Origin of the sequence: Streptomyces sp. SID3343, from assembly GCF_009865215.1 — a bacterium.
Lineage (GTDB): Bacteria > Actinomycetota > Actinomycetes > Streptomycetales > Streptomycetaceae > Embleya.
Genome location: NZ_WWJX01000613.1, coordinates 1 through 12,321, shown reverse-complemented (window position 1 = coordinate 12,321; position 12,321 = coordinate 1). Strand labels below are relative to the sequence as shown.

The following is a 12,321-nucleotide window of genomic DNA, read 5'->3' as shown; positions in this document are numbered from 1 at the left end:
GGCGGGGCAGAGCGCCGTGGGGCGGACCTCGGGCGAGCAGACCTCGGCGGGTCGGGCTCCGGGCGACCAGGCCCCCGCGGGCCAAACTCGCGCAGGTCAGCCCTCCTCAGGTCAGCCCCCCACAAGTCAGCCCCCCGCAGGCCGGACCGCCGCAGGTCAGACCCCGTCGGGTCAGCCCCCCGCAGGCCGGACCGTCGTCCCGCCGCGTCCGGCCGCCCCGCCTCCGCCGAGCCCGCAGCACCGACCGGGTTCGTGACGGTCGCGGCCGGGGTGACCCCCGACTCCGAGCTTCCGCCGCCGCCCAGGCTGTGGCGCCTGCGGCGGCGGGCGCGCGCACTCGCGCGGGTCCTGACCGGGGTCGGCTTCGGCGGTGCCGTCGCGGTCACCGCCGCCCGGGCGATCGTCTTCGACGCGTTCTGGCCGCTGCCGATCCTCGCGGTGTTCGCGCCCTACGCGGCGATGGTCTCGGTGCTCGTGGCGCTCGGGGCGCTTGCCCTGCGGATGCGGCTCACGCTGCTCGTCGCGCTCGGCCTCGTGGTTGTCCACACCCTGTGGATGCTGCCGCGGCTGACCGCCGACGGCGGCGTGCAGGCGGGTGGCACCCGGTTGCGGGTGATGACGTCCAACGCGTACTTCGGCGAGGCGTCGGCCGACCGGCTCACCGCCCTCGTACTGCGCGAGCGGGTGGACGTGTTGGCCGTCGAGGAACTCACCCCGGCGCTGGCCGCCGGGCTGGAGCGGACCGGCCTGACCCGCGAACTCCCATACCTGGCCGGCCGAGCCGAATCCGGTGCGGCCGGCCTCGCGCTGTATTCGCGCTACCCGCTCACCGAGGACCGCCTGCTGCCCGAGCGCACCACGATGCCGATGCCGGGAGCCACCGTCGACGTCGGCGGGCACCGGGCCCGGATCCAGGGCGTCCACACCATCCCGCCGACGCGCGGCCGGGCCGGCAGGTGGGCGCACGACCTGGACGCGGTGCGCCGCGAGGCCGAGCGGCGCACGATGCCCGCGATCTTCCTGGGCGATTTCAACGCCACGGCCGACAACGCCTCCTTCCGCTCGCTCACCGCCGCGGGCCTGCGCGACGCGTACGACGAGCGCGGCAGCGGCCTGGTCCGCACGTGGCCGATGGCGCACTTCCACGGTCTCCCGGCGCTGTTCGCGATCGACCACGTCATGGTCGCCGGCGGGATCGACGTGGTCTCGGTCTCCGAGCACCGCGTGCCCCGCACCGATCACGCCGCGGTGGTGGCCGAGTTGTCGCTTCGCTGAGCGCCGTCAAGATCGCGTCAGGAACGCCCTCACCTGCGTCGTCGCGCCGTCAAGAGGGGCGATTCGGCGCCGCGCCCGGCGTAGCGTCCTCGATCGAAGCCACTTCGGTCACGCACTTCGAGGATCTGATCGCATGTCCGCACTGCTCGCCCTGTTCGCCCTCGTCGTGATCGCCCGGGTCCTGGCCACGTGGAAGCTGTCGACCCGCCACGCGGCGACGGTCGGCCCGGCCGGCACCTCCGGCACCTCCCGCGGGAGCAAGGCGGATCGAGCCCTCGCGGCTTGACGCCGACATGCCGGCGGCCCGTCACCCACATGGGTGACGGGCCGCCGGCGTGAGCGATGACCGCCCGATCAGTGCCCCGTCGGGTGCCAGACCGTGCGGGTCTCGGTGAACGCCAGCATCCGCCCGGTACCCGGGTCGGCCGACCAGTCGGGCTCCTTGGCCTCGGGGCGCAGCACGCGCTTGAGGTTGTCGGCCGCCGCGATCTCCAGGTCGCGCGCCGACGCGACGCCCGCGTCCGGCGCGACACCGGTCAGGTCGATCGCGTTGACGTCCTGGTGGGACGCGAGCGTGGGGGCGATCTCGGCCGCGTTGCCGGTCACGATGTTGACCACGCCGCCCGGCAGATCGGACACCGCGAGCACCTCGGCGAACGACAGCGCGGGCAGCGCCGACGCACCGGCGGCCAGTACGACCGCCGTGTTGCCGGTGGCGATCACCGGCGCGACCGCGCTGGTGAAACCGAGCAGCGACGAGCGCTGCGACGCGATCACCGCGACCACGCCGGTCGGCTCGGGCGTCGACCAGTTCGCGAACGGCCCGGCGACCGGGTTGGCGCCGCCCGCGACCTGCGCGAGCTTGTCGGTCCACCCCGCGTACCAGACCCAGCGGTCCACGGCCGCGTCCACCGACGCGAGCGCCTTGGCCCGGCTGATCCCCTCGGCCGCGGCGACCTCGGTCGCGAACTGCTCGCGGCGGCCCTCCAGCATCTCGGCGATCCGGTACAGGATCTGGCCGCGGTTGTACGCCGTGGCCCCCGACCAGCCCGCGAACGCCTTGCGCGCGGCCACGACCGCGTCCCGCGCGTCCTTGCGGCTCCCGCGCGGCGCGTTCGCGAGAGTGCGGTCCTTGCTGTCGGTCACCGCGTACACCCGCCCGCTCTCGGACCGGGGGAACTTGCCCCCGATGTACAGCTTGTAGGTCTTCGACACCTCAAGGCGCTCAGACATCGAGGTAGGCCTCCAGCCCATGGCGGCCACCTTCGCGGCCGAAGCCCGACTCCTTGAACCCGCCGAACGGCGACGTGGGGTCGAACTTGTTGAACGTGTTGGTCCACACGACGCCCGCCCGCAGCCGCTGCGCGGTCCACAGGGCCTTGGCGCCCTTTTCCGTCCACACCCCGGCGGACAGGCCGTACGCCGAGTTGTTGGCCTTCTCGACGGCCTCGGCCGGCGTCCGGAAGGTCTGTACGGTCAGCACCGGGCCGAAGATCTCGTCGCGCGCGATCCGGTGTGCCTGGGTGACGCCGGTGAACACGGTCGGCGGGAACCAGAAGCCCTTGGCGGGCAGATCGCCGGCGAGCGACCAGCGCTCGGCGCCCTCGGCCTCGCCCACCGCGACCAGTTCCTTGATCCGGGACAGCTGCGCGGCCGAGTTGATCGCGCCGACGTCGGTGTTCTTGTCCAGCGGGTCGCCCACGCGCAGCGTCCTGATCCGCCGGGTCAGGCTCTCCATGACCTCGTCGGCCACGGACTCCTGCACCAACAGGCGCGAGCCGGCGCAGCAGACCTGGCCGCCGTTGAAGAAGATGCCCTCGACGATGCCGTCCACGGCGGAGTCGATCGCGGCATCGTCGTAGACGATGTTCGCGGCCTTGCCACCGAGTTCGAGCGTGACCCGCTTGCGAGTGCCCGCGATCGCGCGGGCGATCTCCTTGCCCACACCGGTCGACCCGGTGAAGGCGACCTTGTCGACGTCGGGGTGCGCGAGCAGCGCCCGCCCGGTCTCGCCGGCGCCGGTGACGATGTTCAGCACACCGTCGGGCAGCCCGGCCTCGACGCAGATCTCGGCGAACCGCAGCGCGGTCAGCGGGGTGGTCTCGGCCGGTTTGAGCACGACCGTGTTGCCCGCGGCCAACGCCGGGGCCACCTTCCACGCCAGCATCAGCAGCGGGAAGTTCCACGGGATGACCTGACCGGCCACACCGATCGGCCTGGGGCTCGGCCCGAAGCCCGCGTGCGCGAGCTTGTCGGCCCAGCCCGCGTAGTAGAAGAAGTGCGCCGCGACCAGCGGCACGTCCACGTCGCGCGACTCGCGGATCGGCTTGCCGTTGTCGATCGACTCCAGGACCGCGAGCTCGCGCGCGTGTTCCTGGACCAGGCGCGCGATGCGGAACAGGAACTTGGCCCGCTCCGCGCCGGGCAGCGCCGACCACGACTTGAACGCCTTGCGCGCGGCCTTGACCGCGCGGTCCACATCGGCCTCGCCGCCGACCGCGATCTCCGACAGGACCTCTTCGGTCGCCGGGTTCACGGTCTTGAGCCGGCCGCCGTCCGCCGCGTCGGCGAACTTTCCGTCGATGAACAGCCCGTACGCGGGGGCGATGTCGACGACCGCGCGCGACTCGGGCGCGGGCGCGTATTCGAAGGGGTTGCCCATGGGTGTCAGTCCACCGTCACGTAGTCGGGGCCGGAGTAGCGGCCCGTGGCCAGCTTCTGGCGCTGCATCAGGAGATCGTTGAGCAGGCTGGAGGCGCCGAGCCGGAACCGGTCCGGGTCGAGCCAGTCCTCGCCGACCGTCTCGTTGACCAGGACGAGGTACTTCATCGCGTCCTTGGTCGTGCGGATCCCGCCGGCCGGCTTGACGCCGATCTGCCGCCCGGTGGCGGCCCGGAAGTCGCGCACGGCCTGCAGCATCACGAGCGTCACCGGCAGTGTCGCGTTGACCGCCACCTTGCCCGTGGACGTCTTGATGAAGTCCGCCCCCGCGAGCATCGCGAGCCACGACGCGCGGCGAACGTTGTCGTACGTCGACAGTTCACCGGTCTCCAGGATGACCTTGAGGTGTGCGCCGCCGCCCCCGGCGGCCTCGCCGCGGGCGCACGCGGCCTTGACCGCGACGATCTCGTCGAAGACCTGTCGGTAGCGCCCGGACAGGAACGCGCCGCGGTCGATGACCATGTCGATCTCGTCGGCGCCGGCGGCCACCGCGTGGGCGACGTCGGCCAGTTTGACGTCGAGCGAGGCACGCCCGGACGGGAACGCGGTCGCGACGGCCGCGACGTGCACGCCGCTGTCGCCGAGCGCGGCCTTCGCCTCGGCGACGAGGTCGCCGTACACGCAGATCGCGGCGGGCCGCGGCGCGTCGGGCGCGCTCGGGTCCGGATGAAGCGCCTTCGCGCACAGGGCCCGGACCTTGCCCGGGGTGTCGGCGCCCTCCAACGTGGTCAGGTCGATCATCTTGATGGCGAGGTCGATCGCGGCGACCTTCGCATCCGTCTTGATCGAGCGGGTCGCGAGCATTGCTGCCCGCGCTTCGGTCCCGACCCTGTCGACGCCGGGAAGCCCGTGCAGAAAGCGTCGAAGGGCCGCTTCGGACGAGGTGACCTCGACCGGATCGGCGGGGAATGCAGACGGCATGCTCACAAGACGAGCATATCTACTCGCGTAGCGTCGGGCCCAGTGGCGTAGTCGAGCGAAAGTCGGTGGCCCGCGTGGGGCACAATCACCGGTCATGAGCAGCGACGAGGACATCACCACGTATCGCTCCCGACCGGCGCTGGCCGTCGGGGTGCTTCTGATCGCCGTCGGGATCTGGATGGTCATCGACACCCTGGTCCGCGGTGAGGGCAAGACCAAGTGGCTCGCCATCGTGGTCGTGATCTTCTTCGGGTTCCTGGTGGTGGCTCTGACGCTGCGCTCGGCGGTGCTGATCGGCGAGAAGGGGTTGGTGATCCGCAACCCGTTCCGGACGATCTCGGTGCCGTGGGCCGCGATCGAGCACGTGCGCGCGGAGTACTCGATCGAGGTCCGTGCCGACGGGAAGTCGTTCCACATCTGGGCCATCCCGGTGTCGCTGCGCGAACGCAAGCGCGCGATCCGGCAGCGCAGCCGCTCGGCGGCCGAGGACCCGTACGGCCACACCACCCACGACCTTCCGCAGCTCTCGCACGCCGACCAGGTCGTGGACGACCTGCGGGGCATGGGCGAGCAGTTCGCCAAGACGTCGACCGGCCCGGTCGAGGTGCGCTGGTCCCCGGAAATCCTCGCCGGCCTGGCCCTTTCCGCAGTGGCCGCGGTCGTTCTCGCCGTGGTCTAGTGCGGCACCGGTGCCGTGGTCCGTCCCACCGGACTCCACCCGGAAACGATCTTGGAGCCGAGGCGACGACACGCCGTGTCGAGGCCCTGCGGCTCCAAGATCGTTTTTTTGTCGACGGGTCAGATGCCCAGCGTGCCCGCCAGGTCTCGCTTGAGGTTTTCCAGAGCGTCGAAGGCAGCCGCCCGGGCGACCGGCAGGCCGACCTCGGCGATGTGTGTCGGGTCGACCACGACCTCCAGATACGCCTTCAGCTTGGGCTCGGTGCCGGAGGGACGGACGACGACGCGGCCCGCGAGGATGTGCTCGCCGTCGCCGGCCAGGACGTAGCGCAGGCCGTCGGTCGGCGGGAGGGCGCCGGGCTCGGGGTGCAGGAGATCCTCGGCGCGGGCGACGGCCAGGCCGCCCAGCGACGTGGGGGAGTCGGCGCGCAGGCGCTCCATCGCCTTGGCGATCAGGTCGAGGCGATCGACGCGGACCGAGTACTGGTCGGTCGAGTACAGGCCGTAGCGGGTCGCGACCTCGTCGAGCAGGTCGAGCAGCGTACGGCCGTCGCGCTTGGCGCCCGCCGCCGACTCGGCGAGCATGAGCGCGGCGGTCACCCCGTCCTTGTCGCAGACCCCGGCGGGGTCCACGCAGTAGCCGAGGGCCTCCTCGTACGCGAACGCCAGGCCCGGCACGCGCGCGAGCCACTTGAAGCCGGTGAGGGTCTCCACGTAGGCGATGTTGTTGTCCCGCGCGATCGCGCCCAGCAGCGACGAGGACACGATCGTGGTGGCCAGCACTCCGATGGTGCCGCGACGGGCCACCTCCGCGCCGAGCAGCGCGCCGACCTCGTCGCCGCGCAGCATCCGCCACCCGCCGGCGGTCGGATCCGGCACCGCGACCGCGCACCGGTCGGCGTCCGGGTCGTTGGCGATCACCAGGTCGGCGTCCTCGGCGCGCGCGGTACGAAACGCCAGGTCCATCGCCCCCGGCTCCTCCGGGTTGGGGAAGGCCACGGTCGGGAAGTCCGGGTCGGGGTCCGCCTGCTCGGGCACCGGCCGTACGTCGGCGAAGCCCGCGCGATCGAACGCGCCGAGCATCACGGCCGTGCCCACGCCGTGCATCGCGGTGTGCACGATGCGCACGTCGCGCGGTCCGTCCGGGTCGACGACCGACACGGCGCGCTCCAGGTAGGAGTCGATCAGCGCGTCGCCGAGCGTCTCCCACCCGTCCTGCGCCAGGGGTACGTCCGCGAGCGAGCGCACCGCGGCGATGTGCCGGGCGATCTCCTCGTCGGCGGGCGGCACGATCTGCGACCCGTCGCCGAGGTAGACCTTGTAGCCGTTGTCCGCCGGCGGGTTGTGGCTCGCGGTCACCATCACGCCCGCGACGCAGCCCAGCCGGCGGATCGCGAACGCGAGCACCGGCGTGGGCAGCGGGCGGGGCAGCACGAGCGCGTGCAGGCCGGCGGCCTCCAGCACGGCCGCGGTGTCGCGCGCGAAGGCGTCCGACTTGTGCCGTGCGTCGAACCCGATCACGACCGAGTTGCGGGTCGTGGGCGGTGCGACCGTGTCGGTGACGTACGCGGTCTTGAGATAGGCGGCCAGACCCGCCGCCGCGCGGATGACCACCGCCCGGTTCATCCGGTTCGGCCCCGCGCCCAACTCGCCGCGGAGCCCGGCGGTGCCGAACTGGAGCAGCCCGGCGAAGCGGTCCGCCAGGCCCTCCCGGTCGTCCGCTTCGAGCAACGCCTCGAGCTCGGCCCGGGTGTCCGGGTCGGGGTCCTCGGCCAGCCAGGCACGCGCGGTCTCGATGACGTCGCTCAACACGGACTCCTCGGTGCGGAAAATCGGTGCGGAAAGGGGGTGGTCACCATCGGGTGGTGCTCAGATGCGGGGGAGTACCCGGGTGAGCAGGCGGCCCATCCGCTCGGCCGACGCGCGCCCGGCGGCGAGCACCTCTTCGTGGTTGAGCGGTTCGCCCGTCATGCCCGCGGCGAGGTTGGTCACCAGCGAGATGCCCAGGATCTCCGCGCCGGCCTCGCGCGCGGCGATGGCCTCGATGGTGGTGGACATGCCGACGAGGTGCCCACCGATGGCGCGGACCATGCCGATCTCGGCCGGGGTCTCGTAGTGCGGGCCGGGGAATTGGACGTAGACGCCCTCTTCGAGCCCCGGCTCGACCTCGCGGCACAGCGCGCGTAGACGCGGCGAGTAGAGGTCGGTCAGGTCCACGAAGTTCGCCCCGACGATGGGCGACGCGGCGGTGAGGTTGATGTGGTCGCTGATCAGGACCGGCTGACCGGGCACGAACGACGACCGTAGGCCGCCGCACCCGTTGGTCAGCACGACGGCCTTGCAGCCGGCGGCGACGGCGGTGCGCACGCCGTGCGCGACGGAGGCGACGCCGCGGCCCTCGTAGAGGTGCGTACGGCCGAGGAACACCAGCGCGCGGCGGTCGCCGATGACCAGCGAGCGCACGGTTCCGGCGTGCCCCTCGACGGCGGGCGGCGGGAAGCCGGGCAGGTCGGTGACCGGGAACTCGTGCTCCGGTTCGCCCAGCATGTCCGCGGCGGGCACCCAGCCAGAGCCCATGACGAGCGCGATGTCGTGCGTCGCGGCACCGGTGATCCGCTGCAGGCTTTCGGCGGCCTCGGCGGCGGCCGTGTACGGGTCGTGGCTATCCAATACGTTCACATCGATGAGCGTAAATGCTGTACCCGGGAACGGCGCGAGCGGGGTCTATGCGCGTAGAAGACTGTGATACGACCGCAATGACAGCCGGGGACGACTCGTGCGGGTAAGCAGCGATACGTCCGTTCGGGGGCGCCCACCGCTGGTCCGTGAGCGGGACCGGCGGGTTGGCCCGTTCGACGCGGGCGGGGGCGGGGCGGGCGGTTCGTACGTTCAGCGACCCGCCTCGTCCGGTGGCGCCGCCGGTTGACGGTGGGCGGCCCACGCGCCGGCCAGGGCTTCGAGTTTGGCGTCGAACGCGGGGTCACGCTGCAGCGGTGAGGAGATCGGGGCCGGGAGGGCGATCGCGTCGCCGTCGGCGAGGACGAGCCAGATCATGCTCGTGCGAAACCTGGTCCGCGCCCGCACCTCGACGACGCGGTCCCACGGGACCACTCGGCTGCGGCCCCACCGGCGCTCGGTGACGCCGACGTCGGTCACCACGGTGTGACAGCGCATCAGACCCGCGTTGATCAACACGAGCAGCAGCAGCATGAGCACGTCGCCGACGGGCAGCACGTCGTCCGCCAGGACATCGATCACCAGACCCGCGCACACCAGCGCGGCCCCGGCGGCGAAGATCCAACGCTGCCTCAGGCCCAGGGTGTAACGGATGTCGTCCACGCGCCCCCACCTCGCTCGGCTGTGTGCCGACGCGAGTGTCGCAGGCCCGCGAGGGCCGCAACAGGGGTGGAAGCACTACCCGCAGGGGCGGTTGCGCAGTTCCTTGACGTAGTCGTCGGGGGCGCCGGCGGATTCCGCCGACTCGGCGACCATGCCCAGGTAGCGCGCCGAGGGCAGGCCGCCCTCGTAGTCGTTGAGCACGTACAGCCACGCGAGCTGCTCGCCGAAGAGGGACTCCACCCGGACCCTGACCTTGCGGTACAGGCCCAGTGGCATGCCTTCCCAGCGGTCGAGGTCGGGCTCGTCCATCTCGGCCAGGTCGTACAGCGCGACGAACACCTGGGACAACTCGTCCTCGACGACCGTGGCAAGGGAGCCGTCCCAGCCCAACTGCTCGCCGCCGAAGGTCAGCCGCCAGCCGGGCAGCCAACCGGTGTGGCGCAGAGGGGAGTGTGGGGCACGCCGTGCCATCTGCCGCGCGTCGAGGTTGCTTGCGTACGCGGCGTAGAGGGGCATGGCCGCAGCCTACGCGACGCACGGGCATGGGAGAGAATGACACCCGTGACTCGGATTGTGATCGTAGGCGGAGGACCCGGCGGGTACGAGGCGGCGTTGGTCGCGGCACAGCTCGGAGCCGAGGTGACGGTGGTAGAGCGGGAGGGCGTGGGGGGTGCGGCGGTACTGACGGACTGTGTCCCGTCGAAGACGCTGATCGCCACGGCCGAGGTCATGACGAATTTCGCCGACTCGCACCACGAGCTCGGCATCTATGTGGACGACGGCACCCCCGGCACGCTCGACCGGCCGATAGTGGGTGTCGATCTGGGCGTGGTCAACCGCCGCGTCCTGCAACTCGCGAAGGCGCAGTCGAACGACATCGCGCAGAGCGTCACCCGCGCCGGCGTGCGGGTGCTGCGCGGCACCGCGCGGCTCGACGGCCCGCGTCGCGTGCTGGCCACGCTCGCGGACGGCACCGAGCGCACGTTGGAGGCCGACGCGATCCTGATCGCCACCGGCGCCCACCCGCGCGAGATCCCGGGTGCCGAGCCGGACGGCGAGCGGGTCCTGAACTGGAAGCAGATGTACGGCCTGTCCGAACTGCCGCGCGAGCTGATCGTGGTCGGCTCGGGTGTCACCGGCGCCGAGTTCGCGGGCGCCTATCAGGCGCTCGGCTCCAAGGTGACGCTCGTCTCCAGCCGCGACCGGGTGCTCCCGGGCGAGGACCCGGACGCGGCCGAGGTGCTGGAGGGGGTGTTCCGCCGGCGCGGCATGCGGGTGATGTCGCGCTCGCGTGCGGAGAGCGTCAAGCGCGACGGGGACAGCGTCATCGTCACGTTGACGGACGGTCAGATCCTGGAGGGCAGCCACTGTCTGGTCGCGGTCGGGGCCATCCCCAACACCGCGGGCATCGGCCTCGAGGAGGCCGGCGTCTTCCTCAAGGACACCGGACACGTGCGGGTGGACCGGGTGTCGCGGACCACCGCGAACGGCGTCTACTCGGCGGGCGACTGCACCGGCGTGTTCGCGCTGGCGTCGGTGGCCGCGATGCAGGGCCGGATCGCGATGTACCACATGCTCGGCGACGCGGTCGCGCCGCTGAACCTCAAGGCCGTGTCGTCCAACGTGTTCACCGACCCGGAGATCGCCACCGTCGGTTACACGCAGGCCGCGATCGACGCGGGCGAGATCGACGCGCGCGGAGTGAAGTTGCCGCTGTCGCGCAATCCGCGCGCGAAGATGCAGGGCATCCACGACGGTTTCGTGAAGCTGTTCTGTCGTCCGGGTACGGGCATCGTGGTCGGCGGCGTGATCGTCGCCCCGCGCGCGAGCGAGTTGATCCACACGGTCGCCCTCGCGGTCGACCTGCACCTGACGGTGGACCAGATCGCCAGCGGATTCACGGTCTACCCGTCCCTTTCGGGTTCGATCGCCGAGGCCGCCCGCCAATTGCACCGCCGAGAACGTTCCTGATCGAGCCGAAATCCGGGGCGAGGATCTCCCCCCGTGACGATCTTGGAGTTATGGGCTTGATCCGCCGGATCCATGCCCCTTAACTCCAAGATCGTCTCCGTACGCCGTGGTGCTCCCGGCGTGCGGGGGGCGCGCGTAATTTGTGGGCCGCGCTACCACGTACTCCACTTACGAGTGGCTTTTCCCGAACAACGGATGGGCCCCCGCAGCGCCGCGCATACTCGGAATCGAACCGGGTGTGATCGCCGCCTCGCGGTGTGTCCGACGTCGGCCGACCTGGCCTGACGGGGAATCAAAATCCGTGTGGAGAAGCAGTATCCGGTGCACCCCGAGCAGCGTTATGGTTGGCCGTCCCGAACGCTGTGGCTTCGCTGCGCCCGAAACCGAAGCGGTCTTATCACTTTGGTGAACAAGTTCGGGTTAAGAGTGGCAACCTGCTGATACGAGCCGGTCGTTCGCGTTACCTTCATCACGTGTTCGCAGCAGAGCGTCGTCAACTGATTCTTGAAATGGTGCGGGCCAACGGAGCGGTGTCCCTACGGGAACTCGCCCGGGTGGTCCAGACGTCCGAGGTGACGGTTCGGCGAGACGTGCGGGCCCTGGAAGCCGAGGGGCTGCTCGACCGTCGGCACGGCGGAGCGGTACTGCCCGGTGGGCTGTCCCGTGAGCCGAGCTATTCGCAGAAGACTCACCTCGCGGCGGCCGAGAAGGCGGCCATGGCCGACCTCGCGGTTTCCCTCGTGGACGAGGGCGATGCGATCGTCGTGGGCGCCGGCACCACCACGCAGGAGCTGGCCCGCAGGCTGGCCCGGATTCCGGGTCTGACCGTGGTCACCAACTCGCTCCTGGTCGCGCAGGTACTCGCGCACGCCAACCGGGTCGAGGTCGTCATGACCGGTGGCACCCTGCGCGGGTCCTCCTATGCCCTGGTCGGCAGCGGTGCCGAGCAGGCCCTCGCGGGGCTGCGCGTGCGTCGTGCGTTCGTGTCCGGCAACGGGCTGACCGCCGAGCGTGGACTGTCCACCCCCAACATGCTGTCCGCGAGTGTGGACCGCGCCCTGATCCAGGCCGCGCACGAGGTCGTCGTCATGGTCGACCACACCAAGATCGGTGTGGACACGATGTTCCAGACGGTGGCTCCCGAGCGCATCACGCACCTCGTCACCGACGAGGACGCGCCGGGCCCGGAGAGCGAGGCCCTGGCCGAGCTGGGTGCACAGGTCCACATCGCCCCCCTGCCGCAGCGTGCCGTTCCCGGCGCGCGCGCGGAGTTCAACGGGGAGCGCATGCGCGACATGCGGGTCCCGGGGGTGATGCCGGAACAGTGAGCGGGGCTTTCGAAAGCCGGCTCGCGAAGCACCACTTTCGTTCCGTTTCGCTCCACAAAAGCGGCACTCCGCTCGCGACTTCGGGTCC

At 71.3% G+C, this 12,321-nt stretch carries 13 protein-coding genes; 5 read left to right on the top strand and 8 right to left on the bottom strand.

Annotated features, from left to right (window positions below):
- The coding region (locus GT354_RS54215; protein WP_272923846.1) for a pentapeptide repeat-containing protein at positions 1-185 on the bottom strand (185 nt) is incomplete at its 3' end.
- 67 nt (positions 186-252) lie between these two features.
- Here GT354_RS54215 and GT354_RS56555 point away from each other — a divergent pair.
- The gene (locus tag GT354_RS56555; protein WP_161357496.1) at positions 253-1,275 is read left to right on the top strand and encodes an endonuclease/exonuclease/phosphatase family protein; all 1,023 of its coding nucleotides are present in this window, start codon (positions 253-255) and stop codon (positions 1,273-1,275) included.
- A 133-nt stretch (positions 1,276-1,408) separates the two neighbouring features.
- On the top strand, positions 1,409-1,561 hold the full coding sequence (locus GT354_RS19025) for a hypothetical protein (RefSeq protein ID WP_161357495.1): 153 nt from the start codon (positions 1,409-1,411) through the stop codon (positions 1,559-1,561).
- A gap of 68 nt (positions 1,562-1,629) precedes the next feature.
- Here the strand turns inward: GT354_RS19025 and GT354_RS19020 are convergent, their stop codons facing one another.
- The 3 genes from GT354_RS19020 to deoC are packed head-to-tail and all read right to left on the bottom strand — an operon-like array spanning position 1,630 to position 4,917.
- Positions 1,630-2,508: an aldehyde dehydrogenase family protein gene (locus GT354_RS19020; protein WP_161357494.1), complete on the bottom strand. Its 879-nt coding sequence runs from the start codon at positions 2,506-2,508 to the stop codon at positions 1,630-1,632.
- The gene (locus GT354_RS19015) at positions 2,501-3,937 is read right to left on the bottom strand and encodes an aldehyde dehydrogenase family protein (protein ID WP_161357493.1); all 1,437 of its coding nucleotides are present in this window, start codon (positions 3,935-3,937) and stop codon (positions 2,501-2,503) included. Before GT354_RS19015 ends, GT354_RS19020 begins: the two co-directional genes overlap by 8 nt.
- 5 nt (positions 3,938-3,942) lie before the next feature.
- Complete coding sequence (gene deoC, locus GT354_RS19010; protein ID WP_161357498.1) at positions 3,943-4,917, bottom strand: deoxyribose-phosphate aldolase; 975 nt, start codon at positions 4,915-4,917, stop codon at positions 3,943-3,945.
- 94 nt (positions 4,918-5,011) lie between these two features.
- Here deoC and GT354_RS19005 point away from each other — a divergent pair, with 94 nt between their 5' ends.
- Positions 5,012-5,596 (top strand): PH domain-containing protein, encoded by a 585-nt coding sequence (locus tag GT354_RS19005; RefSeq protein WP_161357492.1) that lies wholly within the window; start codon positions 5,012-5,014, stop codon positions 5,594-5,596.
- Positions 5,597-5,715: 119 nt separating this feature from the next.
- On the opposite strand, the gene GT354_RS19000 is transcribed toward GT354_RS19005, so the two are convergent.
- The 4 genes from GT354_RS19000 to GT354_RS18985 form a co-directional block, all read right to left on the bottom strand.
- Positions 5,716-7,407 (bottom strand): phospho-sugar mutase, encoded by a 1,692-nt coding sequence (locus GT354_RS19000; RefSeq protein ID WP_161357491.1) that lies wholly within the window; start codon positions 7,405-7,407, stop codon positions 5,716-5,718.
- A gap of 57 nt (positions 7,408-7,464) precedes the next feature.
- The gene (locus tag GT354_RS18995) at positions 7,465-8,274 is read right to left on the bottom strand and encodes a purine-nucleoside phosphorylase (RefSeq protein ID WP_161357490.1); all 810 of its coding nucleotides are present in this window, start codon (positions 8,272-8,274) and stop codon (positions 7,465-7,467) included.
- A gap of 210 nt (positions 8,275-8,484) precedes the next feature.
- Positions 8,485-8,934 (bottom strand): PH domain-containing protein, encoded by a 450-nt coding sequence (locus tag GT354_RS56550; protein ID WP_161357489.1) that lies wholly within the window; start codon positions 8,932-8,934, stop codon positions 8,485-8,487.
- A gap of 75 nt (positions 8,935-9,009) precedes the next feature.
- Positions 9,010-9,450, bottom strand: a complete 441-nt coding sequence (locus GT354_RS18985) for a gamma-glutamylcyclotransferase (protein ID WP_161357488.1) — start codon at positions 9,448-9,450, stop codon at positions 9,010-9,012.
- A gap of 36 nt (positions 9,451-9,486) precedes the next feature.
- On the opposite strand from GT354_RS18985, the gene GT354_RS18980 reads away from it, so the two are divergent.
- Entirely contained in the window at positions 9,487-10,905 is a 1,419-nt protein-coding gene (locus GT354_RS18980; RefSeq protein WP_161357487.1) for an NAD(P)H-quinone dehydrogenase, read from the top strand.
- A gap of 473 nt (positions 10,906-11,378) precedes the next feature.
- Positions 11,379-12,233: a DeoR/GlpR family DNA-binding transcription regulator gene (locus GT354_RS18975; RefSeq protein WP_346012079.1), complete on the top strand. Its 855-nt coding sequence runs from the start codon at positions 11,379-11,381 to the stop codon at positions 12,231-12,233.
- Positions 12,234-12,321: the final 88 nt, after the last annotated feature.